Raw genomic sequence first — 24,258 nt, 5'->3', positions numbered from 1 at the left:
CCCATTGGCGCAGCGGGGGCTCGGGCCTCCACAATGCTCGCGTGACTGAGGGGACCGTCGGTGCGGAGGAGATCAGGCCACCGGCGGCGGTCCCGCCCCGGCTGACCCGGCGGGGGATCCCGACCGACCCCAGCCTCCGGGTGCTGGCGCTGGGCACGTTCGTCAACCGCGCCGGCACCGGTGCGACGACGACGACGTTCGCGCTCTTCTTCACCCAGGAGGTCGGCCTCGCGGCCACCGACGTCGGCCTGATCCTCTCGGTGGCCACCCTGGTGGCGATGTTCGGGCAGGTGCCGCTGGGACACCTCGGCGACACCCGAGGCCCGCGTGAGGTGATGCGGGCGCTGACCGTGGCGGCGGGCGTGGCCCTGCTCGGCCTGCTCGTCGCCCGATCCTTCTGGCCCCTGCTGCTCGTGATGACGGTCTCGAACCTGCTGTTCTTCGGCAACGGCGCGGTCCGCAACGGCTACATCGCCCAGGTGGCGACCGGCGGTCGTGGGGTCCAGTTCAAGGCCTACCTGCGTGCGGTCACCAACGTCGCGATGAGCCTCGGCGCGATGCTCGGCGGCCTCGCGCTGCTGGTCGACCGGACCTGGGCCTACCTCGCGGTCTTCGCCTTCGACGGCCTCGCGACGATCGCGACCGGGCTCCTCTGCACCCGGCTGCCCCACCTCGAGCCCGCGCCCGCCCGGGCCGCGGGCGAGCCGCGGCTCGCAGTGCTGCGCGACCGCCCGTTCGTGGCGATCACGCTGCTCAACGGGCTCGTCGCCATGCACTTCGTCGTCATGGAGCTGGCGATCCCGCTGTGGATCGCATCGCACACCGATGCCCCCCACTCGATGGTGGCGGTCCTGCTGGTGCTCAACACCGTGGTGGTCGCGCTCTTCCAGGTGCGGATGACCCGCGGCGTCGACGACGTCCCTGTCGTCGGTTCGGGCGATGGTGGTCGGCTGCGTCTGGATCGCGACCGGCTTCGTGATCGTCTCCTCAGCGACGGTGCCGGCGCGGCCGTCGCGATCGTGCTGCTGGTGCTGGCGCGTCCGTGCACGTCGTCGGGGAGATGATCTCCAGCGGTGGCCAGTGGGGCATCTCGATGGGCCTGGCGCCGATGGACAGGCAGGGCCAGTACCAGGGCTTCGCCAGCCTCGGCTTCTCGATCTCCAACGTCATCGCGCCCACGCTGATCACGCTGCTCTGCATCGAGTGGGGGCGGCCCGGCTGGTGGGTGATGGGCGGGCTGGTGCTCGCGGCCGGCGTGCTGCAGGTGCCGGTCTGCCGCTGGGCGCTGCGCACCCGGTAGGCGGGCCCGGTCGTGCGAGAGTGACCCGGTGACGACCCAGCCGGCCCGGTCCCGGGCCACCCTGACCGGCATCAGCTCACGCGCGTGGGAGCACCCCGCCGACCGCGGGGCGCTGGTGGCGCTGCGCAGGCTCAAGGGCTTCGACACGGTGCTCAAGGCGACGTCCGGGCTGTTCAACGAGCGCGCCGTGCGGCTGGTCTTCCTCGGGTCGGCGATCCGGGTGGACGAGCGCCAGTTCGCGACCCTGCACCGCCTGCTCGGGGACGTGGGCCGGACCCTCGACGCCGCCGAGCTGCCCGAGCTCTACGTCTCCTCCAACCCGGTGCCCAACGCGATGACCATCGGTATGAACAAGCCCTTCGTCGTCGTCACCTCCGGCATGGTCGACCTGCTCGACGACGAGGAGATGCGCTTCGTCCTGGGCCACGAGCTCGGCCATGCGATCAGCGGCCACGCGGTCTACCAGACCCTGCTACAGCGGCTGATCCAGCTCAGCGGCGTGCTCGCCGTCGTCCCCGGCGGCGGGCTCACCGTCCGCGCGATCATGGCGGCCCTCTACGAGTGGGCGCGCAAGGCCGAGCTGTCGGCGGACCGCGCGGGGCTGCTCGCGGGCCAGGACCCGGCGACGGCGTTCCGGGTGCACATGAAGCTGGCCAGCGGGGGCCACCTCGACGACCTCGACGCGACGTCGTTCTTCGCACAGGGGCAGGAGTACGACGACTCCGGCGACGTGCGCGACTCGGTCCTCAAGCTGCTGCTCATCGAGAACCGCACCCACCCGTTCGCGGTCGTGCGCGCCAGCGAGCTGCGGCGCTGGGTCGACTCGGGGGAGTACACCCGCCACCTCGCCGGGGACTACCCGCGCCGGGACGGCGACGACGACGCCCGGGTCAGCGAGGCCGCGGCCGCCGCGGCACGCAGCTACTCCGAGACGTTCCGGCAGAGCCAGGACGCGGTGGGCAAGCTCGTGCACGACGCGGCCGGGTGGCTCGGCAGCGCCCGGCTGTGGCTCGACGACGTGCTGCGCCGCGACGACGACTGATCCCGTCCCACGGCGGCCCCGGACGTGCGACGACCCCCGGAGCCGAGGCTCCGGGGGTCGCTGCGGAGAAGTGTGGTGCGGGGGTGGTGCTAGTAGAACCTCCGTCGGGTGCCACCGATCGGAACGAAGTTCAGGATGAGACCGACGATCAGCAGAATTGCGCCGATGGTGACGAGCACAGGGATGCTCGCCACGAGGCCGATGATGAGCAGAATCAAGCCCAGGATAACCATGTCAACCTCCTCCCAAGGTCTAGGTTCGAGAGGTTCGTACCACTCCTGAGGACAGTTCAAACTCCCGAAGTCGATAACGATTTCGACTGCGGTCAATGGTCCAGCCCACGGGTCGAGCCGTCAGCCCTGCAGGGCGCTGATCGCGTCGTGGATGCTCAGCGTGCGCTGGGCGGACTCGACGTGGAGGTTCTCGATCATCCGGCCGTTGTAGGTCACCACGCCCGAGCCTGCCCCGTCCTCCCACGCCCGGAGGATCCCGCGTGCGTCGTCGACGGCCTGCTCGCTGGGAGCGAAGGCCTCGTTGGCGCCCTCGACCTGGCCGGGGTGGATCAGGGTCTTGCCGTCGAAGCCCATCTCGCGGCCCTGCCGGCACTCGGCGAGGAAGCCGTCGGTGTTCTTCACGTCGTTGTAGACGCCGTCGAGGATCACCTTGCCGGTGGCCCGCGCGGCCAGCAGCGCGAGGCCGAGGCCGGCCAGCACCGGCTGGCGGCCGGGGACGTGCTCGGCGTACAGCTCCTTGACCAGGTCGTTGGTGCCCATCACCAGGACGCTCAGGCGCTCGGAGGCGCCGGCGATCTCCTCGGCGTGCAGCATGGCGTACGGCGTCTCGAGCATCGCCCACAGCGTCGTGTGCTCGGGGGCGCCGTGGCCCGCCATCGCCTCGACCAGCCGGAGGACCGCGTCGGCGCTGTTGACCTTCGGCACCACGATCGCGTCCGGGCCGGCGGCGCAGGCCGCGGCCATGTCGTCGGCGTGCCACTCGGTGTCGGCGCCGTTGATGCGGATGGTCAGCTCGCGCTGGCCGTACTCGCCCGACCGCACCGCCGCGCAGGCCTTCTCGCGGGCCTCCGGCTTGGCGTCGGGGGCCACCGCGTCCTCGAGGTCGAGGATCAGGCCGTCGCAGGGGAGGTTCTTCGCCTTCTCCAGCGCCCGGTCGTTGGAGCTGGGCATGTAGAGGACCGAACGACGCGGCCGGAACGAGCCCGAAACAGAGAGAGTCATGCCTGCTCCTCGAGGGCGTCGTACTGCTTCTTCAGCTCGGGGTCGATCGCGGCCAGCTGCTCGGCCAGCTCGACCAGGACCAGGCACTGCTTGAGGGAGGCGTCGTCCTCCATCTTCCCGTCGAGCATGACCGCTCCGGTGCCGTCACCCATGGCAGCGACCACGCGGCGCGCGTGGCGGATGTCCTCGATGCTCGGGCTGAAGACCTTGTTGGCGATCGCGATCTGCTTGGGGTGCAGGCTCCACGTGCCGACGCAACCGAGCAGGAAGGCGTTGCGGAACTGGTCCTCGCAGGCCACCGTGTCGGCGATGTCGCCGAACGGGCCGTAGTAGGGGTAGATGCCGTGCATCGCGCAGGCGTCGACCATCCGGGCGATGGTGTAGTGCCACAGGTCCTGCTGGAAGGTCGCGCGGGTGGCCTCGAGGTTGGCGGCGCCGTCGATGCGGGGCGGGTCCTCGCGGACCAGGTAGCCGGGGTGGCCGCCCCCCACGCGGGTGGTCTTCATCCGACGGTCGGCGGCCAGGTCGGCGGGGCCGAGGCTGAGTCCCTGCATGCGCGGGGAGGCGCCACAGATCTCCTCGACGTTCGCGACGCCGCGGGCGGTCTCGAGGATCGCGTGCACCAGGATCGGCCGCTCGAGGCCGGCCTTGGCCTCGAGCTGGGCGAGCAACCGGTCGACGTAGTGGATGTCCTCGGCGCCCTGGACCTTCGGCACCATGATCACGTCGAGCTTGTCGCCGATCTCCGGCACCAGCGTGATCAGGTCGTCGAGCACCCACGGGCTGTCCAGCGCGTTGACGCGGGTCCACAGCTGGGTGGGCCCGAAGTCTGTCTCGCGGGCGATCCGCACCAGCCCCTCGCGGGCGGCGACCTTGTTGTCGGCCTTGATCGCGTCCTCGAGGTTGCCGAGAAGCACGTCGACCGTCCCGACCATCTGCGGGATCTTGGCGGCCATCTTCTCGTTGCTCGGGTCGAAGAAGTGGATCGCGCGGCTCGGGCGGGCCGGGATCTCGGTCAACGGGGTCGGTGCGCCCACCGCGAGGGGGCGGAAGAAGTCCTTGGCGCTGCGAGATGAGCTGGGCATGCTGCGGAAACTAGCAGCGAGTGGTTACCCGTCGGTATGACGGATCTGACAGTCGTGAGGACGACTTGGCGTCAGCGCCGCCACCACCGCCGCCGGCGACGGCGCTGCTCCGGAGCGGGGGTGGCCCGGGCGGCATCGGCCCGCCGGGCGCGCAGGGCCGTACGTCGCTCCCGCCACTGCGCGACCGCCTCCTCGACGTCGCGCGGCATCGTGATCAGAGGAGGGCCCTCCGGGAGCTGGTAGCGCGCGGCGATGACCCGGGAGTTGAAGTCCTCGAGCTCGCGGCGCACCTCGGCCTCGACATTGAGGGTGTCCAGCCGGTCGTCGAGCTCGGCGTCCTCCTTGCGCAGCGCCAGCGACGGCGGCAGGACGCCGGTGATCTGCTCCCGTTCGACGAGCTTCTTCAGCCACCAGTCCGGGTCGTGCTGGCTGCCGAGGTCCTTGATCGGCTTGCCGGCGCCGGGCAGGTCGTCGAACTCGCCCTTGGCCATCGCCACCCGGATCTGCTGGTCGACCCAGGCTGCCTGGTGCTGCATCCGGGCGGCCGCGGCGCTGCGTCCGGTGCGCTCGTCCAGCTCCGGTGCCCTGTCCTCCGGTGTCCTGTCCTCGCGGCTCTGCTTCTCGTCCTCGTCGGGCACGTGTCTCACCCCCAGGGTGCCGAGGATAGTCGGGCCGTTCCAGCGGAGGCAGGGTCCGCGTGGACAGGGCTCAGGGCACGGCGACGGGCTTGTCGGCCGCCCGGTCCTCGGCGGTCGCCCGGGGCAGGAAGAGCAGGGCCGCGGCGGCCAGCAGCGCCGCCACCGCGCAGACGGTCCAGACGGTCAGGTAGCCGGACAGGGGTGCGTGGCCCTTGGTCGGGTCGTCGAGCGAGCCGGTCGAGGCCAGGGCGATCGCGAACACCGAGGAGGCGATGGCGCCCCCGACCGTCTTGGTCGCGTTGGTCATGCCGGTCGCGAAGCCGGTCCGCTCGGGAGGCGCGGCGGCTGCTGCGGTCGCGGGCAACGCGGCCACCAGCGCGCCGGACCCGACGCCGGCGACCGCCATGTTCAGCAGCGCCTGCCCGGTGCCGGCGTGGAAGGGCAGCCACAGCGCGTACCCCAGGGCGACCAGCAGGGAGGACAGCACCAGCGCCCCACGCGGCCCGAGCGCACGGGCGGTGAGCGGCAGCGTGAAGGCCCCCACGGCGAGGCTGATGACGTAGACCCCGATCAGCGTCGAGACGAACGCGGCGTCCGCGCCCAGCCCGTAGCCGGCCACGTCGGGGTCGGTGCGGGCGAAGGTCGACAGCGGGATCTGGGCTCCCAGCACCGACATGCCGAAGAGGAACGCCGTGAGCTGCACCGGCCACTGCCCGGCCGCCGCGAAGACGCGGACGTCGACGAGCGGGTCCGCGTGGGCCGCCTCGTAGCGCACGAACGGCACCAGGGCGGCCACCCCGAGGACGACCAGCGCCCAGGCGACCGGGTTGCCCGCGCCCTCGAGCCGCACGACGATCAGGCCTGCCATCACCAGGCCGAGCACGAGGGTCACCAGCGCGAGCCCGACCAGGTCCAGCCCGCCGCCCGAGGTGCCCGGACGGTCCTCGACGCCGAGCCAGACCAGGCCCAGGACCAGCGTGACCGCGATGGCCGGCAGCATCAGGAGCACGGTCATGGACGTGCTGCCCACCAGTGAGCCGCTGGTGAGTGCGCCGATGATCACGGCCAGCTCCAGCGCCCCCACCAGGACCGCCGCGGACCGTCGGGTGAGCTGGTCCTGGCGGCCGGTGCCCGCGGTGCGGCGGTGGATGATCGCGATCTCCATCGGCAGCCACACGACGTACGCGCCCTGGATCGCGAAGCCGACCAGGAAGGTCGTGAAGGACGGCGCGAACGCGAGGATCCAGGAGCCCAGGGCGGTCACGGCGGTCGAGAGCAGCAGCACCTTCTTGTGACCGACCACGTCGCCGAGCCGGGCCAACAAGGGCACCACCAGCGCCGAGACGACCAGCTGGGCGGCCTCGAACCAGTTGACGTCGGCGTCCCGGATGGAGAGGTGGCCGGCGACGTCCTTCCAGATCGGGGTGTAGTAGCCCTGCAGCACCCCGCTGGCGATCTCCACGCAGACCAGGAAGCCCACGATCGTGACCAGGCTGTGTGCCCCGGCGCGGCTCCCCGCCCGGTCGAGCACGTCCCGGAGCCGTCATCGCGGCAGTCCTCTCGTCGTCGTCACAGGTCGCACGTGGGGCTCGGACCCCGCATCAGCGCGCGGGCGTCGTACCTCGCCAGCATCGGGACCAGCGGCCGGCCGCCGCGCAGCTGGAAGGTCTTGGCGCCCGCCTCGGAGAGCGCCCAGAGGTCGCCGCGGCCGTCGAGCTGGATGTCCTCGGTGCCGGGGGCCACCGCCACCCGGCGGCCGCCGGGCAGCAGCAGCTGGCCGCAGTGGGTGCTGCTCCGCACCAGGTAGAGGCCGTCCGGTCCGACGGTGCCTCCCTGCATCCAGGTGCGACCGGGGTCGCGCCGCACCGGACCGGCCTGCCCGGGACGGCGGTGCCGCCGGTGAGGTCGAGGAGCCGGGCGCGAGCAGGTCCCGGACGTCGAACCACGAGATGTCCTGGGGAGTGCCGCTCGCGTCGAACCGGCCCAGCCCCAGCCGCCCTCCGGAGTCGACCATGATCGAGCCGCGCAACGGTTCGACGATCCCCCAGACGCGCTTCACCGGGTCCCGCCCGGTGCCGATCGCGTCGGGGTCGAGCAGCCACAGCCGCATCGTCTCGGCGACCCAGAGGCCCTCGCGGGTCAGCGCCAGGCCACCGCCGTGCCGGCAGGCCTTCGGGTCCCGGTGCCCGACCGCGCCCTCGATCGGGGTGAGGCCTGTGATCCGGCGACCGGTGTGCAGCGACACCCGGGTGAGCGCGCAACGTCGGGCACCCGCCTCCGGGCTGAAGTGGTAGCCGCTGACCCAGGCGGTGTCGCCGTCGAGGGCGAGGCCCTGGGGCACCAGCCGGCGGTCGGCGCCCGGCAGCCAGTACGCCGCGCACATCGCGCGGCTGCCCGGCACGTCGGCGAGCGGGCCGTGGGCGTAGTCGATGCGGGGCCCGCGCACGTCGGCGGCGCTCACCCCCCGGCACCCGGGCCGGCCCTCGGGCCCGAGCGCACCGGGGCCCCCGCCCGGCGGCCGTGCGTCGCCGGAGGTGCAGGCCGTGAGGGCGAGGGCCGCCAGCGCGAGGGCCGCGGCGACCCGGACGCCAGCCACCCTCATCGGGGGAGGCTCTCGAGGAGGGTGCGGTACCACCGCACGCCGTCGAGGAGGTCGTCGACGCCGAGGTGCTCGTCGTAGGAGTGGATCGACTCGCGCTGCGCCCTGGTCATCCGGAACGGCGCGAACCGGTAGACCCGCTCGCAGATCGCGGTGAAGTAGCGCGAGTCCGTGGCGGCCATCATCACGTACGGCGCCGGGACGGCGTCGGCGAAGACCTCGCCGATCGCGCGCTCGAGCAGGGCGAAGGCGTCGTCGCGGGGAGACACCGGGCTGGGCTCGTACTGCTCGACCACCTCGACGTGCACCCGGTCGTCGTCGATCGCCCGGCGGACGTGCTCGATCACCCCGGCGACCGTGTCGCCGACCATGATCCGGATGTTGACCCCGGCGCGCGCGGTCGAGGCGATGACGTTGAGCGCCGGCGAGCCGGACAGCGTGGTGACCGCGACCGTCGTGCGCGTCAGCGCCGCCGTCTCGGGGCCGGCCGCCACCAGCGCCCGGGTGAGCACCGGGCGGATCCGCGCCGCGTTGGCCAGCAGCGGCCGCAGCGCGAGGGGTGCGTGCGGGGCCAGGCGTCGGAAGAGCTCGAGCGTCGGCTCGGGGATGCTCGCCGCCATCGGGGAGCGGTCGAGGCGGACGACCGCCCGCGCCAGCCGGGCGGTCGGACCCATCCGGGCGGGCGTCGAGGCGTGGCCGCCGCGGCCGTCGACGCGCAGCTCCAGGGAGGTGACGCCCTTCTCGGTCACCCCGATCACCCCGACCGGAGCGGCGACTCCCGGGAAGGCCTCGTGCGCGATCGCGCCACCCTCGTCGAGGACGAACCACGGCCGTACGCCGCGGCGCACGAGCTCGGCGACCGCCTGCGGCGCCGCCTGGCCCATCACCTCCTCGTCGCACCCGAAGGAGAGCCAGACGTCCTGGGCGGGGGTGACCTCCCGCTCGAGCAGGGTCTCGACGGCCTCGCAGATCGCGACCAGGCTGCCCTTGTCGTCGAGCGTGCCGCGGCCCCACACCTGCCCGTCGACCAGGTCGGCGCCGAACGGCGGGTGCTGCCAGGGGGCGTCCTCGTCGACGGGCACGACGTCGAGGTGGGCCATCAGCACAACCGGGCGCTCGGCACTGCGGCCGCGCCAGTGGAAGAGCAGTCCGTGGGTGTGGATGCGGGTCAGCTCCAGGCGCTCGTGGAGCAGCGGGAACTGCCGGCCCAGCTCGGCGAGGAGGTCGTCGAACGCGCCGGTGTCGACGAGGTCGGGGTCGCGCCGGGAGACCGTCGGGATGCGCACCAGCGCCTGCAGCTTCGCCACGGCGCGCGCGTCCCTCGTCTGCATGGGCCGAACCTACCGGTGCGAGGTTGTCTCGGATGCGAGATCGCCGCGCGGGCGCGGTCGTTGACCGGTCGCGGCTACGCCGATGGACTGGAGGCGTGCCCCCACTGACCGCGATGGACGACGTCCTCCATCGGCCTGCGCCGGCGTCGCGCCGGCGAGCCCGGGGCGCCGCCCTCGGCGGGGTGCCCGATCGTGATCACGCCGACCGGATCGAAGTCGTCGGGGATCCCGAACTCGGTGCGCACGGCGGCGTCGCGCTCCGGCGGGATCCCGAAGAAGCAGCCGCCGAGCCCCTCGTCGACCGCGGTCTGCAGGATCAGCAGGCTGGCCATCGCCGCGTCCATGTGCCAGAACGGCATCGGCCAGCGCGCCTCGTCGCGGTCGGTCCAGCCCTTGTCGCGCTCGGCGTACCGGCTCAGGTAGGCGGCCTTGCTGCTGCACGGCAGGATCACCACCGGGGCCCGCATCATGCCCCGCAACCAGGTGTCCGGGTCGCTCGTGTCGGCGGTCGCGGCCCAGTAGCGGGCGACGTCCGCGGGGGTGTCGAGCACCACGAACGCCCAGCCCTGGCTGAAGCCTGCCGACGGGGCGCGCACGGCGTTGGCCAGCGCCCGGTCCACCACCTCACGATCCACCGGCTCGTCGGTGTAGCTGCGGACCATGCGGCGACGGCGTACGACCTCCTGGAACTCCATGGCCCCGATTATGGACAGCGCGATGACTGACGACTTCGAACGCATGTGGGACCGACCTCACCCCCGTCGGACGGTCGGCCGCCTCGGGCGGCTACTTCCGCCAGCCCTACCGGGGTGCGGAGAGCGAGCTGCGCTCGTGGTTCCTCGAGCAGGCGACCGCCCGTGGGCTGCGGGTCGAGTCCGACCCGGTCGGCAACGTGGTGGCTGGTGGGCGCCCCCGGGCGTGTCCGGTCCGGGCGTGCTGACAGGCTCGCACCTCGACTCGGTGCTCGACGGCGGGGCGTACGACGGCCCGCTCGGCGTGGTCTCCGCGCTCGCCGCCGTGGACGTGCTCCGCTCGCGCGGGTTCGTGCCGGCGAAGCCGATCGGGTGTCGGTCTTCGTGGAGGAGGAGGGGTCCCGCTTCGGCCTGGCCTGCCTGGGGTCCCGGCTCGCGGCGGGTGTCGTGCCGTGGCGCGACGCCCTGGCGCTGACCGACCGTGACGGCACCTCCTTCGAGGACGCACTGTCCTCGGCCGGCCTCGGCGCCGGGACGTACGAGCCGTGGGACCTGGCCGCCACCGTCGACTGCTTCGTCGAGCTCCACGTCGAGCAGGGCCGCGACCTCGTGGACCGCGGGGCGGCGGTCGGGTGGCCAGCGAGATCTGGCCGCACGGGCGTTACCGCTTCGACTTCACCGGCGCCGCCAACCATGCCGGGTCGACGCGGATGGAGGACCGGCAGGACCCGATGCTGACCTATGCGATGACCGCGCTGGCCGCCAACAAGCAGGCCCGCCTGGCCGGCCAGCGGGCGACCTTCGGCCGGGTCGAGGTCGCGCCCAACGGCACCAACGCGATCCCGTCGCGGGTGACCGCCTGGCTCGACGCGCGCTGCTCGACCGACGCGGGGCTCGCGTCACTGGTCGAGGCGATCAGCGGCCAGGCCACCGACCGCGCGGATCGGGACGGGACCTCGCTGCGGGTGACCGCGGAGTCGGTCTCGGCCTCGGTGGCCTTCGACGCCTCGATGGCGGCCCGGCTGGCCGCCGACCACGAGGGCGGGGACTGGCCGGTGATCCCGACCCAGGCCGGCCACGACGCCGGGATCCTGTCCGCCGCCGGGGTGCCCACCGCCATGCTGTTCGTCCGCAACCCGACCGGGGTGTCGCACTCGCCCGAGGAGCACGCCTCGATGCCCGACTGCCTGGTCGGCGTCTCGGCGCTGGCCGACACGCTGGAGAGGCTGGCCCGGTGAGCGCGTCGTACCACCTGGAGCGGGCCTGGGTCGACGGTGCCGTCCGCGACGACGTGCGCGTGGAGATCGAGGACGGGCGCTTCACCTCGGTCGAGGTCGCCGCGTCGTCCGCCTCCGCCGCCGTCCGCGTCCCCGGCCTGACCATCCCGGGGCTGGCCAACTGCCACAGCCACGCCTTCCACCGGGCTCTGCGCGGGCGGACCCAGCGCGAGCGCGGCACGTTCTGGACCTGGCGGGACCGCATGTACGCCGTGGCGGGGCGGCTGGACCCCGACTCCTACTTCACGCTCGCGCGGGCGACGTACCGCGAGATGGCGGCCGCCGGGATCACCGCCGTCGGTGAGTTCCACTACCTGCACCACCAGCCGGACGGCACGCCGTACGACGACCCCAACGCGATGGGCCTCGCGGTGGTCGAGGCCGCGCGGGAGGCCGGCATCCGGATCAGCCTGCTCGACACCTGCTACCTCAGCTCCGGGTTCGGCAAGCCGGTGGAGGGCGTCCAGGTCCGCTACTCCGACGGGTCCGCTGAGGCGTGGGCCGAGCGGATGGGCCGCCTGGGCGCGCGCGAGGGGGTCGTGGTCGGCGCCGCGGTCCACTCCGTGCGCGCGGTGCCGCGCGACCAGCTCGGGGTGGTCGCCCGGGCCGCTCACCACCGGCCGCTGCACGTCCATCTCTCCGAGCAGGTCGCCGAGAACCAGGCCTGCCGGGAGGTCTACGGCCGCACGCCCACCCAGGTGCTCGACGACGCCGGGATCCCCGGTCCGCTGACGACCGTCGTCCACGCCACCCACCTCACCGACGACGACGTCACCGTCCTCGGCGGGTGGTCGACCCACGCCTGCTTCTGCCCGACCACCGAGCGCGACCTCGGCGACGGCATCGGCCCGAGCCGCGCGCTGCACGACGCCGGCGCACGCCTCACCCTCGGCTCCGACAGCCACGCCGTCATCGACCTCTTCGAGGAGATGCGGGCCGTGGAGCTCGACGAGCGGCTGGCCGCGCAGTCGCGCGGGCACTGGCAGGCCGCGGAGCTGCTCGCCGCGGGGACCGGCGGCCACGACAGCCTCGGCGTCGACGACGCCGGCAGGATCGAGGTCGGCCGGCGCGCCGACCTGGTCACCCTCGACACGGCCACCCCGCGGACCGCCGGCACCGGCGCCGACGAGAACACGGCCGTCTTCGCGGCGTCCGCCGAGGACGTCACCCAGGTGATGGTCGACGGCCGGGTCGTCGTGCGCCACGGGGACCGGGCCGAGATCGGCCGGGAGCTCGACGCCGCGATCGACGCGATCTGGAAGGGGATGGAGTGACCAGCACGCTGCTGACGAACATCGGTGAGCTCACGACCAACGACCCGGAGGCCGACGACCTGCTGGGGCTGGTCGAGGACGCCGCGCTCGTCGTCGACGGCAGCACCGTGGCCTGGGTCGGCCGCGCTGCCGACGCGCCGCCGGCCGACGAGGCCCTGGATCTCGGGGGCCGGGCCGTGCTGCCCGGCTTCGTCGACAGCCACAGCCACCTGGTCTTCGCCGGCGACCGGGCCGCGGAGTTCGCGGCCCGGATGGCGGGGGAGAGCTACGCCGCCGGGGGCATCCGCACCACCGTCGCCGCCACCGGGCCGCCACCGACGAGCAGCTCACCAGCCACGTGGCCCGCCTCGTGGAGGAGATGCGCAGCCAGGGCACCACCACCGTCGAGATCAAGAGCGGCTACGGGCTGAGCGTCCGCGACGAGGCGCGCAGCCTCGCCGTCGCTCGCCAGTTCACCGAGGAGACGACGTTCCTCGGCGCCCACGTGGTCCCAGAGGGGACCACGCCCGAGGAGTACGTCGACCTCGTCACCGGGCCGATGCTCGACGCGGCCGCCCCGCACGCCCGGTGGATCGACGCCTTCTGCGAGCGGGGCGCCTTCGACGCCGACCAGGCGCGGACGGTGCTCGAGGCGGGGGCCACGCGGGGGCTGCGCGGGCGCCTGCACGCCAACCAGCTCGGGGCCGGGGCACGGCGTACGACTGGCCGCGGAGCTGGGGCTGGTCGCGGTGGACCACTGCACCTACCTCGACGACGCCGACGTCGACGCGCTCCGCGAGTCCGGCACGATCGCGACCCTGCTGCCGGGGGTGGAGTTCTCGACCCGGCAGCCCTACCCGGACGCGCGGCGGCTCCTCGACGCCGGAGTCCGGGTCGCGATCGCCAGCGACTGCAACCCCGGCTCCTGCTTCACCAGCTCGCTGCCGCTGTGCATCGCGCTCGCGGTGCGCGAGATGGGGATGACCCCGGCCGAGGCCGTCCACGCCGCGACGTTCCGGGGCGCCCAGGCGCTGGACCGCGACGACGTGGGTGCCCTGGTGCCCGGCCGGCGCGCCGACCTGATGGTCCTCGACGCCCCCACCCACGTGCACCTCGCCTACCGCCCCGGCGTGCCACTGGTCCGCGGGGTGTGGGTGGCCGGCCGGCCGGTCTAAGCCTGGATTCGCCGAGGGCCGCCGTCGCGAGCGTCATCAGGCGGGTGCGATGGCAAGACGCCGTCGCGAAGACTTACCGGGCGTCTTTCGAGCGTCGGCAACGCCGCCAGCGTGCCCGCGTGGTGGCGCGCAGCAGGCGGGCATCGGTGAATCCAGGCTAAGGCACCCCCGGCCGGCTCCGTCACAGATAAGGCAGTTGCCCGATGTGCGGGGCTACCTCAGTCGACGAACCTCGTCTCAACAACGAGGAGCTGAGGAGCCCACCATGTACGAGTCGAACCTGTCCTTCGCCCAGGCCGAGATCGCCTTCCGCACCGAGCAGATCGCGACGGCGCGGTCCGGGAAGCGGCGCCTGACCCGCCTTGCCCGAGGTCGGCGGGGGGTGCAGCCGAGCGACACCCACCACTGATCCGCCCGGAATCGACCGGACAATGATGAATCAGGTGGACGCGCACGGGATCATGGGCGATGTGGCACACACGAGCCAGGTCCTGGTCGGACGAGACGCCGAGCTGACGGAGATCGCTTCGTTGCTCGGCGTCCGTCCCGTCCCCGGGCAGGACCCGTCCGTGGTGCTGCTCTCCGGTGACGCCGGCGTCGGCAAGACCCGGCTGCTCACCGAGCTGCGGGACCTCGCGTTCACCGAGGGCTGGCAGGTCTTCGCCGGCCACTGTCTCGACTTCGGCGACAGCGCGCTGCCCTACCTGCCCTTCTCCGAGGTCCTCGGCCGGCTCGCCGCGGACCTGCCCGACGTGGTCGAGACCGTCGCGGCCGCCCACCCCTCCCTCGCCCGGCTCCAGCCCGGACGCCGCGTCCTCGGCGCGCCCGACGGCTCCAGCGGGACCGAGTCCGCCGCGCTCGACCGCGCCGACCTCTTCGGCGCGGTCCACGCCCTGCTCGACGCGGCCGCGCAGAAGGCGCCCCTCCTGCTCGTCATCGAGGACGCCCACTGGGCCGACCAGTCCACGCGCGACATGCTCAGCTTCCTCTTCTCCCGCCCCTTTGCCGGCCCGGTCGCCCTCGTCGCGTCGTACCGCTCCGACGACCTGCACCGCCGTCACCCCCTGCGGCGCCAGGTCGCGGAGTGGTCGCGCATCCGCGGCGTCGAGCGCGTCCAGCTCGCCCCGCTCCCGGCGACCGCGGTCCGGGACCTGATCCGCGAGCTCCACCCCGACTCCCCCCTCGAGGAGTCCGAGATCGCCGACATCGTCGGTCGGGCCGAGGGCAACGCGTTCTTCGTCGAGGAGCTCGTCGGTGCCGCCTGCGGTCCGGGCCGCTGGCTGCCCGACGACCTCGCCGACGTCCTGCTGGTGCGCCTCGACCGGCTCGACGACAACGCCCGCCAGGTCGTCCGGGTCGCCAGCGTCGCCGGGCGCCAGGTCTCCCACGAGATGCTGACCGCCGCCTCCGGCCTGCCGACAACCGCCCTGGACGAGGGCCTGCGCGGCGCCGTCGAGATGAACGTCCTCGTCGCCGGCCGGGGCAGCTACTACTTCCGGCACGCCCTGCTCGGCGAGGCGGTGTACGACGACCTGCTCCCGGGCGAGCGGGTCCGGCTGCACGCGGCGTACGCCGAGTCGCTGCGCAGCGGCGTGGCCCGCGGCACCGCGGCCGAGCTGGCCCGCCACGCCCGGCTCGCGATGGACCTGCCCACGGCCCTGATCGCGTCGATCCGCGCCGGCGACGAGGCCAGCGCGGTCGGTGGCCCCGACGAGGCGGCCCAGCACTACGAGCAGGCGCTCGAGATCCTCGCCGATCCCCGGCGCGGGGAGGAGTGGGACGGCGACCTGTCCAAGCTGGTCGCCAAGGCCGCCGATGCCCTGATGGCCAGCGGCCACGCGATCCGCGCCGCCGCGCTCGTCGGCGAGCAGCTCGACCGGCTCGCGCCCGACGCGCCCGCGTCGTACCGCTCGCGGATGCTGTCCGCGCGGGCCAACGCACTCGTGGTGATGGAGACCGTCGAGGACCCGGTCGCGATCTCGCGGCAGGCCGTCGAGCTCGCGCCGGAGGGGGCGAGCGGCCTGCGGGCGAAGGTCCTCGCCGTGCATGCCCGCATCCTGTCCAGCCACGGCCGGTTCGAGGAGGCGCAGACCTACGGCCTCGAGGCACTGGGCCTGGCCGAGCGCCTCGACCTCCCCGAGCTCGCGTCCGAGGCGGTCACCACGCTCAGCGGGCTGAAGAAGGCGGGCCCCAAGGAGGCGCTGCGCTCCTCCCTCGAGAGCGCCGTGACACAGGCCGAGCAGACCGGCGCGCTCCACGCCGAGCTGCGCGGCCGGTGGCTGCTGGGCCGCTCCTACGAGGACTGGGCCGAGTTCGACGAGACCGAGCGGTGGTTCCGCAGCGCCATCGACCGGGCGGCCGACGCGGGTGTGCCGTGGGCGCCGTTCGCCTTCGAGAGTCGCTGGCAGCTGGCCTGGGTCAAGCTCGTGCGCGGCGAGTGGGACGAGCTGCTGGCGCTGTGCGACTTCACCGGGCAGTCGCCCCCGCCCATCTCGCGCGCGCTCCTCGACAGCATCCGGCTCTACGCCGAGGACGGACGCGGCCTCGACGTCGCCGCCGAGGCCGCGTCGCTCCGGCGCTGGTGGCGCAAGGAGGGCGGCGTGGCCATCCACTCCGCCGCCGTCGAGATGCTCCAGGCGGGCCGTCGCCGCGATCCCGCCGCGGTCATCCGCGTCTACGACGAGGTGGTCGGGCTGCTGGGCGAGATCTGGCACCCTTGGTTCAGCGCCCGGATCCGCCTGGCCGCCGTCGCGGTCGGCGCCGTCGCGCAGGCCATGCCGCACCTCGCCGCGGCCGAGCGGGTGGCGTACGTCGAGCACGTCGACCGCCTGCTCGCCGACGGGCACGTCGTGCTGGACCGCTACACCGACCCGTCCGGCTTCTGGGGTCCCGAGGGCCGGGCCTGGATGAAGCGGCTGGACGCCGAGACGCTGCGCGCCCGCTGGCTCGCCGGCGTCGACGCCCCGCCGCTGGACGTCCTGCTCGACACCTGGCGCGAGGCGGAGGTGCTCGTCGAGGAGTTCGGCGACGTCCACGAGCTGGCCCGGGTGCGGCTGGTGCTGGCCTCGATCCTCCGCTCCAGCGGCGACCTCGCCGCGGCCCGGGTCGTGGGCGACGCCGCCCGCGAGGCCGCGCACCGCCTCCGGGCCCAGCCGCTGCTCGACGAGCTGCGCGCGATCGGCAGCACGCCCGCCCGGGGCGACTCGTCCTCCGACACGCTCACCGCCCGGGAGAGCGAGATCCTCGCGCTGGTGGCCGAGGGCCGCTCCAACGGCGAGATCGGCAAGCAGCTCTTCATCAGCGCCAAGACCGTCAGCGTCCACGTCTCCAACATCCTCGGCAAGCTCGGTGCCGCCGGTCGCACCGAGGCCGCCGCCATCGCCCGCCGCAGGGGCCTCATCCCCTGACGGGCACAATCGCAGCGTGACCGAGGAGTTCCGCTGTGCCGCCGCCAGCCTCGCCGACGCCGAGCCGATGGCGGGCACCGCGCCCGAGGACGCCGTGTGGCTGTTCGTGGAGGACGTCGGCCCCTGGGGGCGCAAGGCCGTCGCCGAGAGCCGGCTGCCCGAGGAGGTGCGCGCCTTCCTCGACGGCCTCGACGGGGTCCGCGTCCAGCTGGTGCGCCGCCACGGCGGGGTCTCGAGGCCGGGCGTCGGTGTCTTCGCCGCCCACCTCGGCGCAGACCGCGAGGGATCCCCGCGTGTCTGGGCGACGACGCTCGACGACGTCCACGACGTCCTCGACCTCGACGTGGCCGCGCTGCGCGCCGGGCGTCCCGACCTCCCGGTGCATGAGGGGCCGCTGTGGCTGGTCTGCACCAACGGCCGCCGGGACCGGTGCTGTGCGGAGGCCGGCCGCCCGATCGCGGCCGCCCTGTCCGCCCGGTGGCCGGACGAGACCTGGGAGACGACCCACCTCGGCGGGCACCGGTTCGCCGGGACGCTGCTGGCGCTGCCGAGCGGGCTGGCGCTGGGGCGTCTCGACGCCGGCTCCGCGGTCGCGGCGTGCAAGGAGCTCGAGGCCGGCCGGCTGCCGCTGGACCACGCCCGCGGCCGCGCGGGCCGGCCGCCCGCGGTCCAGGTCGCCGAGCTCCACCTCCGCGTCGAGCTCGACCTCGACGACGCGGCACCTGCCGAGACCCTCTCCGTGGACGGCGACACCGTGGTCCTGCGCGTCGGTGGCGCCGACTACTCCGTCGAGATCGAGCGGATCCTCATCGAGCCCCGGCGGCAGAGCTGTGCGGACCTGAAGACCAAGGCCGGCTGGGAGCACCGGGTGCGGTCCTGGCGGCTCGGCACCGGCTGAGCGCCCGGGTGGACCGCCTCAGTAGCCTGCGGGCTTCCCGTCCTGCCGGAGCCAGTCGGAGAACAGGCCGCCGAGGTCGTCGCCGGAGATGCGCTCGGCCAGCGCGACGAACTGGGCGGTGCGCACGTTGCCGTGCCGGTGTGCCCGCGCCCAGGCCCGCAGGATCGCGAAGAAGTCCTTGCTGCCCACCCGCTCGCGCAGCACCTGCAGGGTCATCGCGCCTCGGTTGTACTCCGGGCTCCCGAAGAGGTCGGCCGGGTCGGTGAACTCGGTCGGCGCGGGGTGCCACAGGGCGTTGTCGGCGGGCTTGGCGTAGAGGCTGTCGAAGCGCTGGGCCGGCGTGTGGCCGCCGTGGGCCGCGCCCCAGAGCCACTCGGTGTACGTCGCGAAGCCCTCGGCCAGCCAGATGTCGTGCCAGTCGCGCAGCGTGACCGAGTCGCCGTACCACTGGTGCGCCGTCTCGTGCACGAGCGTCGGGGTGTCGACGCCGCCCGGGTAGAACGGCCGCGTCTGGGTCTCGAGGGCGTAGCCCACCTTGGCGTCGTCGACGATCATGCCCGCCGACGTGAACGGGTAGGCGCCGAAGCGCTTCTCCTCGAAGCGGATCACCCGGGGGAGCAGGGCCCGCGCCCGGCTCGCGGACGAGGTGGTCGGGTCGGTGAAGGACCAGATCGGGATGGTCCGGCCGGTGACCGACCTCGTCGACGAGCGGTGCACGTCGAACCGGCCGATGGCGACCGTCGCGAGGTAGGTCGACATCGGGTCCTTCTCCCGCCACACCCAGGTCGTGTCGGGCCCGCGCCGGACCCGCTCGGCCAGGTCGCCGTTGGCCGCGACCTGCACGGTGCTCGGCGCCGTGACCCGGAACGTGTATCGCGCCTTGTCGCCGGGCGTGTTGTTCGACGGCAGCCAGGTCATGGTGCCGACGGGCTCGCCCAGCGCGGTTGCACCGTCGTGCGTGCGCACCCAGCCCTCGGTCGAGCCGTCGGGGTCGGTGTGCTCCTTGGGAGTGCCGGCATAGCGCACCGTCGTGGTGAAGGGACCCCGCACCTTCCTCCGGGGCGTGACGACCAGCTCGTGGCCGTGCCGCTTCCAGGTGGCCGGCCGGCCGTCGACGGTGATCGCGCGGACGTGCATCCCCTGCAGGTCGAGGTGGTACGACGCCAGGGCGTGCTCGGCCCGCGCCCGGATGGTGGCGACGGCCCGGAGGTGGTTGGTGGCGGGCGCGTAGCCGAGCGAGACGTCGTAGCTGCGCACGTCGTACCCGGGGTTGCCCTGGCCGGGGAAGAGCGTGTCGGGGGCCTGCGTCCGGGCGCTCGCCGGGGGTGCGACGGCGGTCAGCGCGCCAGCCGCGAGGCCGATCCCGGCGAGGGTGACGGCGGCTGCGCGGACGGGGTTCGGCTTCGACATGTGGGGCTCCCTCGTGGTGACGTCGACGATCGGCTCCGACCCTACGCGCGCCCGCGCCCGGTCCGGCGGGCCTACAGTGAGGTCCATGGTGGTGAGGGTCGTCTTCGCGGACGACAACTACCTCGTCCGCGAGGGGGTGGCGGGGCTGCTCACGGAGGCCACGGGTGTCGACCTCGTCGAGACGGTGGCCGCTCCCGACGCGCTCCACCGCGCGGTCGCCGAGCACCGGCCCGACGCGGTGCTGACCGACATCCGGATGCCCCCCAGCTTCACCACGGAGGGCATCGAGGCCGCGAAGCGGATCCGCGCCGAGTTCCCCGGGACCGGGGTCGTGGTGCTCTCGCAGTACGTCGAGGAGGACTACGCCTTCGAGCTCCTCTCCGACGGCGTTGCCGGGCTGGGCTATCTGCTGAAGGAGCGGGTGAGCCAGGTCGACGAGCTCGTCCGGGCGCTGGACGACGTGGCGCGGGGCGGGTCGGCGCTCGACCCCAAGGTCGTGGAGGGCCTGGTGGCGCGACGCAGCCTTGAGCCGAGCTCGGCCCTCGCCGGGCTCACCTCCCGCGAGATGGAGGTGCTCCGCGAGCTGGCCACCGGCCGGAGCAACGCCGCGACGGCCAAGGCGCTCTTCATGAGCGAGCGCGCGGTCGAGAAGCACGTCGGCGCGGTGTTCCAGAAGCTCGACCTGGTCCACGAGGCCGAGACCAACCGTCGGGTGATGGCCGTGCTGGCGTTCCTCGAGGCGACCGGTGGCCCGGCGGCCCGGTGAGGGAAACCCGCCCGCGCCCGGGCGGTCAGCACCCTGTCGGCGGGGGCGTCTGATCGCGACGATGTCGGTCAGGAGGTGTCGCCGGTGGCAGAGGTTCGCGTCGTGATCGTGGACGACCAGGAGCCGTTCCTGCTCGCCATGGCCGCGGTGGTCGCCGAGACCGACGGGTTCGTCGTCGTCGGGTCCGCCACCAGCGGCGAGGAGTCGCTAGCCGTGGCCGCGGAGCTTCGCCCGGACCTGGTCCTGATGGACGTGCACCTGCCCGGCATCGACGGGGTGGAGGCCACGCGTCGGCTCGTCGCCGACCCGGGCGGCCCGGTGGTCGTGCTCCTGTCCACCTACGACGAGGACCAGGTGGACCTGCTGGGCTGCGGCGCCACGGCGTACGTCGCCAAGCGGGCGTTCGGGCCGGACCGGCTGTCAGCCGTGTGGGCCGGCGCCGGCCGGCACGGGAAGGTCTCCGAGGCCGACCGGGACCTCGAGCGTCAGGCTCCCGTCGCGGACGACCAGCGAGCCGCCGACGGCGGCGGCACGGTCCACGATCCCCTGGACGCCGACGCGCCCTGACCCGGAGCCTCCGATGTGCAGGACCAGGTCCTCGCCGGCGATCACGAGGTCGATCGTGGCCGGGCCGGGGTCGCCGCGCAGGGCCTCCGCGCAGCAGAAGTAGAGGGCTGCCTCGACCCGGGGGCTGAACCGCCTGCCGTCGACGGCGGGATCCACGTCGAGCGTCGTCGGCAGCCCACTTCGCGCCACGAGCGAACGCAGCGCCGGGCCGAGCCCGGACCGCTCCAGCTGGGTCGGGAACACACCCCGGGTGAGGTCCCGCAGCGACTCGAGGGCCGCGTTGACCCCCGCCACCAGGCCGGCGATGCGACCGGCCTCGACCGGTGCGTCGCCCGCGTCGGCCACGACGGCGAGCTCCCCGGCGACCTCGACCAGGTGGGGCAGGACCTCCCGCGAGATCGCCGTCTCCAGCGTGCGCCGCACCGTGTCGTCCGCCTCGATGATCCGGGCCCGGGCCTCGCCGAGCTCCCGGGCGGTCCGGTCGAGCTCGGCCACCTGGCCCGCCAGCTGGGTCTCCAGGGCGGCGTTGCGGAAGGCGACCGCGGCCTGGTCGGCCAGCGCTTCGAGCAGGCGCCGGTCGGAGGGGCGGAGGTGACGGCCCTTCGGGATCTCCACCTCGATGCTGCCGAGTGCGGCGCCGCCGGTGCGCACGCGGGCGATGTGCGAGGTGAGCCCGGTCAGGCCGCCCCGCTCCCAGACCGCCGTCGACGCGGGTGCACCGGGGACGTCGAGCCGGACCGTCACGCGTCGGGCGGACAGCGCCTGGCCCGCGGCGGCTGCGACCACCGGCAGCAGGGTCTCGGGCGACGGGGTCTCGCCGAGCCGCTTGCTGAAGTCGGACAGCTCCCGGTAGGGCTGGGCCCGCGAGCCGTAGGCGAGCCGGTTCGCGAGGTGGACGACGCGCCGGCGCAGCGGCTGGAAGGCCAGGGCCACCAGCGCGGTGGCGGACAGCGAGAGCCAGTAGCCGCTGGTCTGCCGGTCGACGAGCTTGCCCACGACCACCACCAGCGTGGTGTAGCCGACCGCGGCGAAGGCGGTGCCGACGGCGAGCACCACCGTCCGGTTGATGATCACCTCGATGTCGTAGAGGCGGTAGCGCAGCACCGCCACGGCCAGCAGGATCGGCAGCAGGAGGTAGGAGACGAAGAGCGGCAGCGATGCCGCCCAGGTCTGCTGGCCGCCGTTGACCCCCGTGACGACGGCCAGCACCACGAGCCCCACGCACATGCCCGCAGCGGCCAGCGCGATCAGTCGCACCTGCTGGCGTGCCTCACCACGGCTGCGGTGCAGCCGGACCAGCATCGAGACCAGGGCCGCGATCAGCACCCCGGTGATGAGGAGGAACCCCACCGAGAACAGCACGCTCTGCAGGGCGCCGACCGCGTCGGACGTGGTGCTGACCTGGAACGTGGTCGGGTCGATGGTGAGCAGCGCGGTCACGCAGGACAGCTCCCCGAGCGCGAGGACCACCACGGCGTACCTCCAGCGCCGCGAGAGGAGCCGCCCGTCGGGTGCCAGGAGGAAGAGCAGGGCGAGGCCGGCGATCGCGAGCTGCCCGCCGAGGAGCGTCGACACCCAGGCGGCCCAGCCCCCGACCGCGCGGGTGCCGGGCCCGTCCTCGTCGATCACCCAGACGGCCCAGGCCTCGGTCACCAGCGAGATCGCGGTCGTCGTGCCGATGAGGGTGAGCAGCCAGCCGATCACGTGCCGCTCGTAGCGGCTGATGACGATCGCGCCCATCACGGCACACCCCAGCACCGCGCCGTCGACGAAGGGGAAGCCGTGGACCGCCACCGCCGCCTCCGAGGTCAGCGAGCGGTACTGCGCGGTCAGCACTGCGTCGACGACGACGAGGACGAGCGTCGCCCCCGCCATCCCCCACGCGATCCTGGCGAGCATCTCAGCTCTCCGGGCTCGACGGCTCGACGTCGCGGGCCACCGGGGGCAGCTCGAACCGGACCCGGGTGCCCGCCCCGGGAACGGCGCGGACCGCGAGCGTGCCGCCGACGGACTCGACCCGGTCCCGCATGTTGGCCAGGCCGCGGCCGGTGTCGGCGGTCGCCGTGTCGAACCCGGTGCCGTCATCCTCGACCGTGCACGTGAGCGAGTGGCTGCTGCCCTCGAGCACCACCCGGATGGCGCGCGCGCCCGCATGCTTGGCGGCGTTCTGCAACGCCTCGAGGCACGCGAAGTAGGCCGCGGCCTCGATCGTGCGGTCGTAGCGTGCGACGTTCCGGGTGACGACCTCGACCGACGTGGGGCCGGCGGCGGTCGCCGCGCGGAGGGCGGCCTCCAGGCCCGCGTCTGCGAGCAGGGGCGGGTAGATGCCGCGGGAGAGCTGGGAGAGCGCGTCGATGGCCGCCATCGACGCCCCGTGCTGCGCCACCAGCAGCCGTCGAGAGCGCTCGGGAGCCTGGGGGGCCAGGGTCTCCGCGAGGCGGAGGTTGACCGCCAACGCGACCAGGTGCTGCTGGGCGCCGTCGTGGATGTCGCGCTCCAGCAACCGGCGCTTGTCGTCCTGGACGTCGACCAGCCGTTGGAGGGAGCCGCGCAGCTCGTCGGCCCGCCGGGACAGCTCCCGCGCCCGGGCAGCGAGCTCGGCCCGCAGCCGCGCGCCGCGCAGCACCAGGCCGGCCTGGGCGGCGAGGTCGGCGAAGAGACGCTGCTCGAGCGAGGTGAGGGGCCGGTTCGGCCGCTCCTGCACCACGAGCACGCCGAGCTGGTCGCCGCGGTGCCGCACGGGGAGCGAGCGTCGTCCTGGGGCGTCGGCCAGGGTGTCGGCCGGGGTGTCGGCGCCCGCGGGGGTGGGCGGACCCGGCGGCCAGGACGCGGCCAGCGTCGGCCGGTGGCCGACCACCAGCCACACCTGGGACCAGGCGCCGGTCCCGTCGGTCAGCGTGGGCGATGCGGCGGGCAGCTCCTCCGCCGCATGGCTGCCGCTGACCGTCTGGGCCAGCTGCCGCAGCGCGTCGTACGCGAGACCTGGCCTTCGGGGGCGACGACCCGGGAGGCCAGCGCCTCGAGGCGTGTCTGCACGGGGTCGAAGCCGAGCGCCACCAGCGCGGTGGCCAGCACCGACAGGGACACCAGCGGGGAGGAGGTCCGGCCGACGGCCTCGCCGCCGCCCACCACGACCACGACGTAGACGAGGACCACGAACCCGACGAGCCCGACCAGGACCAGCGACGACGCGAGCACCTCGCGCCGTGAGCGTCGAAGGCGTCCCAGAGGGGTCATTCCTGCAGTGTGCGCGCTCCGGCAGCGACGGGGGAGGGGGCAGACCCGAACCCCGGTGGTGGGGCTGGCCGCACGGGTGACCGCCCCCGACCCCGCGGCTGGGCTCCGCCGACGTGCGCCCAGCCCTCTGGGAGCGGAAGCGGGATCGGCGTGTGCTGGACGAAAGCTGCCCGCACCGGGCGACCCACCCCCAGGAGCTCAGATGTCACTCACCACCGGGACCCCCCGCGTGATGACCACGCACGCCGCCCGAGCGGAGTCGGTCACCAAGATGTACGGCACCGGCGACGCCGCCGTGGCCGCCCTCGACAACGTCAGCGTCGGACTGGGACAGGGCCATTCACCG

At 73.8% G+C, this 24,258-nt stretch carries 22 protein-coding genes and 1 pseudogene; 12 read left to right on the top strand and 11 right to left on the bottom strand.

What is annotated here, in order from left to right:
- Positions 1–41 precede the first annotated feature (41 nt).
- The 3 genes from H0S67_RS21440 to H0S67_RS21430 are packed head-to-tail and all read left to right on the top strand — an operon-like array spanning position 42 to position 2,342.
- Entirely contained in the window at positions 42–1,064 is a 1,023-nt protein-coding gene (locus H0S67_RS21440; protein ID WP_180934697.1) for an MFS transporter, read from the top strand.
- Entirely contained in the window at positions 1,061–1,300 is a 240-nt protein-coding gene (locus H0S67_RS21435; RefSeq protein WP_180934696.1) for a hypothetical protein, read from the top strand. The genes H0S67_RS21440 and H0S67_RS21435 overlap by 4 nt, the downstream gene beginning before the upstream one ends.
- Before the next feature lie 28 nt (positions 1,301–1,328).
- Entirely contained in the window at positions 1,329–2,342 is a 1,014-nt protein-coding gene (locus H0S67_RS21430; protein WP_180934695.1) for a M48 family metallopeptidase, read from the top strand.
- Positions 2,343–2,431: 89 nt separating this feature from the next.
- Here the strand turns inward: H0S67_RS21430 and H0S67_RS21425 are convergent, their stop codons facing one another.
- The 8 genes from H0S67_RS21425 to H0S67_RS21390 all read right to left on the bottom strand — a co-directional run bounded on the left by H0S67_RS21425 (position 2,432) and on the right by H0S67_RS21390 (position 9,925).
- Positions 2,432–2,575 (bottom strand): hypothetical protein, encoded by a 144-nt coding sequence (locus H0S67_RS21425; RefSeq protein ID WP_180934694.1) that lies wholly within the window; start codon positions 2,573–2,575, stop codon positions 2,432–2,434.
- Between the two features lie 120 nt (positions 2,576–2,695).
- Positions 2,696–3,577, bottom strand: coding sequence for an HpcH/HpaI aldolase/citrate lyase family protein (locus tag H0S67_RS21420; RefSeq protein WP_180934693.1), 882 nt, complete (start codon positions 3,575–3,577; stop codon positions 2,696–2,698).
- Entirely contained in the window at positions 3,574–4,662 is a 1,089-nt protein-coding gene (locus H0S67_RS21415) for an HpcH/HpaI aldolase/citrate lyase family protein (protein ID WP_180934692.1), read from the bottom strand. The genes H0S67_RS21420 and H0S67_RS21415 overlap by 4 nt, the downstream gene beginning before the upstream one ends.
- Positions 4,663–4,733: 71 nt before the next feature.
- The gene (locus tag H0S67_RS21410; protein WP_246354945.1) at positions 4,734–5,309 is read right to left on the bottom strand and encodes a DnaJ family domain-containing protein; all 576 of its coding nucleotides are present in this window, start codon (positions 5,307–5,309) and stop codon (positions 4,734–4,736) included.
- A gap of 61 nt (positions 5,310–5,370) precedes the next feature.
- Complete coding sequence (locus H0S67_RS21405; protein WP_219635378.1) at positions 5,371–6,831, bottom strand: MFS transporter; 1,461 nt, start codon at positions 6,829–6,831, stop codon at positions 5,371–5,373.
- 38 nt (positions 6,832–6,869) lie between these two features.
- Positions 6,870–7,166 carry a hypothetical protein gene (locus H0S67_RS21400; protein WP_180934691.1) on the bottom strand — a complete coding sequence of 99 codons (297 nt, stop codon included), beginning with the start codon at positions 7,164–7,166 and terminating at the stop codon, positions 6,870–6,872.
- A gap of 732 nt (positions 7,167–7,898) precedes the next feature.
- The gene (locus H0S67_RS21395) at positions 7,899–9,230 is read right to left on the bottom strand and encodes a M20/M25/M40 family metallo-hydrolase (protein WP_180934690.1); all 1,332 of its coding nucleotides are present in this window, start codon (positions 9,228–9,230) and stop codon (positions 7,899–7,901) included.
- Positions 9,231–9,304: 74 nt separating this feature from the next.
- Positions 9,305–9,925, bottom strand: a complete 621-nt coding sequence (locus H0S67_RS21390; protein ID WP_180934689.1) for a nitroreductase family protein — start codon at positions 9,923–9,925, stop codon at positions 9,305–9,307.
- A gap of 369 nt (positions 9,926–10,294) precedes the next feature.
- Between H0S67_RS21390 and H0S67_RS26175 the strand changes: the two genes are divergently transcribed.
- The 7 genes and pseudogenes from H0S67_RS26175 to H0S67_RS21360 all read left to right on the top strand — a co-directional run bounded on the left by H0S67_RS26175 (position 10,295) and on the right by H0S67_RS21360 (position 17,932).
- Complete coding sequence (locus H0S67_RS26175; RefSeq protein WP_246354944.1) at positions 10,295–10,660, top strand: hypothetical protein; 366 nt, start codon at positions 10,295–10,297, stop codon at positions 10,658–10,660.
- Positions 10,555–11,160 (top strand): M20/M25/M40 family metallo-hydrolase, encoded by a 606-nt coding sequence (locus H0S67_RS26170; RefSeq protein WP_246354943.1) that lies wholly within the window; start codon positions 10,555–10,557, stop codon positions 11,158–11,160. The genes H0S67_RS26175 and H0S67_RS26170 overlap by 106 nt, the downstream gene beginning before the upstream one ends.
- Positions 11,157–12,473 carry a formimidoylglutamate deiminase gene (locus tag H0S67_RS21380; RefSeq protein WP_180934688.1) on the top strand — a complete coding sequence of 439 codons (1,317 nt, stop codon included), beginning with the start codon at positions 11,157–11,159 and terminating at the stop codon, positions 12,471–12,473. Before H0S67_RS26170 ends, H0S67_RS21380 begins: the two co-directional genes overlap by 4 nt.
- Positions 12,470–13,659 (top strand): annotated as a pseudogene (gene hutI, locus H0S67_RS21375) (imidazolonepropionase); the annotation flags it as partial. The gene H0S67_RS21380 and the pseudogene hutI, both read left to right, overlap by 4 nt.
- 233 nt (positions 13,660–13,892) lie before the next feature.
- Complete coding sequence (locus H0S67_RS21370) at positions 13,893–14,036, top strand: hypothetical protein (protein WP_180934687.1); 144 nt, start codon at positions 13,893–13,895, stop codon at positions 14,034–14,036.
- A 61-nt stretch (positions 14,037–14,097) separates the two neighbouring features.
- Positions 14,098–17,034, top strand: coding sequence for a helix-turn-helix transcriptional regulator (locus H0S67_RS27035; protein WP_180934686.1), 2,937 nt, complete (start codon positions 14,098–14,100; stop codon positions 17,032–17,034).
- Between the two features lie 16 nt (positions 17,035–17,050).
- Entirely contained in the window at positions 17,051–17,932 is an 882-nt protein-coding gene (locus H0S67_RS21360; RefSeq protein ID WP_180934685.1) for a sucrase ferredoxin, read from the top strand.
- Between the two features lie 18 nt (positions 17,933–17,950).
- On the opposite strand, the gene H0S67_RS21355 is transcribed toward H0S67_RS21360, so the two are convergent.
- Positions 17,951–19,342, bottom strand: coding sequence for a M1 family metallopeptidase (locus tag H0S67_RS21355; RefSeq protein WP_180934684.1), 1,392 nt, complete (start codon positions 19,340–19,342; stop codon positions 17,951–17,953).
- 85 nt (positions 19,343–19,427) lie between these two features.
- Here H0S67_RS21355 and H0S67_RS21350 point away from each other — a divergent pair, with 85 nt between their 5' ends.
- Entirely contained in the window at positions 19,428–20,108 is a 681-nt protein-coding gene (locus tag H0S67_RS21350; RefSeq protein ID WP_180934683.1) for a response regulator transcription factor, read from the top strand.
- 84 nt (positions 20,109–20,192) lie between these two features.
- Positions 20,193–20,675 (top strand): response regulator, encoded by a 483-nt coding sequence (locus tag H0S67_RS21345; protein WP_219635377.1) that lies wholly within the window; start codon positions 20,193–20,195, stop codon positions 20,673–20,675.
- Positions 20,676–22,575: 1,900 nt separating this feature from the next.
- Here H0S67_RS21345 and H0S67_RS21340 read toward each other — a convergent pair.
- Both H0S67_RS21340 and H0S67_RS21335 read right to left on the bottom strand, forming a co-directional pair.
- Positions 22,576–23,532: a sensor histidine kinase gene (locus H0S67_RS21340; protein WP_180934682.1), complete on the bottom strand. Its 957-nt coding sequence runs from the start codon at positions 23,530–23,532 to the stop codon at positions 22,576–22,578.
- Between the two features lie 35 nt (positions 23,533–23,567).
- Positions 23,568–23,912, bottom strand: coding sequence for a hypothetical protein (locus H0S67_RS21335; protein ID WP_180934681.1), 345 nt, complete (start codon positions 23,910–23,912; stop codon positions 23,568–23,570).
- Between the last annotated feature and the right edge of the window lie 346 nt (positions 23,913–24,258).

Source organism: Nocardioides ungokensis, assembly GCF_013466985.1.
Classification (GTDB): Bacteria; Actinomycetota; Actinomycetes; order Propionibacteriales; family Nocardioidaceae; genus Nocardioides; species Nocardioides ungokensis.
Note: the sequence above shows the minus strand (reverse complement) of the source record. Positions and strands in the feature narration are given on the sequence as shown.

Coding starts and splice junctions, on each gene's coding strand:
- H0S67_RS21435 (WP_180934696.1), top strand. CDS start 1,061: ATGATCTCCAGCGGTGGCCAGTGGGGCATCTCGATGGGCCTGGCGCCG.
- H0S67_RS21425 (WP_180934694.1), bottom strand. CDS start 2,575: ATGGTTATCCTGGGCTTGATTCTGCTCATCATCGGCCTCGTGGCGAGC.
- H0S67_RS21420 (WP_180934693.1), bottom strand. CDS start 3,577: ATGACTCTCTCTGTTTCGGGCTCGTTCCGGCCGCGTCGTTCGGTCCTC.
- H0S67_RS21415 (WP_180934692.1), bottom strand. CDS start 4,662: ATGCCCAGCTCATCTCGCAGCGCCAAGGACTTCTTCCGCCCCCTCGCG.
- H0S67_RS21395 (WP_180934690.1), bottom strand. CDS start 9,230: ATGCAGACGAGGGACGCGCGCGCCGTGGCGAAGCTGCAGGCGCTGGTG.
- H0S67_RS21390 (WP_180934689.1), bottom strand. CDS start 9,925: ATGGAGTTCCAGGAGGTCGTACGCCGTCGCCGCATGGTCCGCAGCTAC.
- H0S67_RS21370 (WP_180934687.1), top strand. CDS start 13,893: ATGTACGAGTCGAACCTGTCCTTCGCCCAGGCCGAGATCGCCTTCCGC.
- H0S67_RS21355 (WP_180934684.1), bottom strand. CDS start 19,342: ATGTCGAAGCCGAACCCCGTCCGCGCAGCCGCCGTCACCCTCGCCGGG.
- H0S67_RS21350 (WP_180934683.1), top strand. CDS start 19,428: ATGGTGGTGAGGGTCGTCTTCGCGGACGACAACTACCTCGTCCGCGAG.
- H0S67_RS21335 (WP_180934681.1), bottom strand. CDS start 23,912: ATGACCCCTCTGGGACGCCTTCGACGCTCACGGCGCGAGGTGCTCGCG.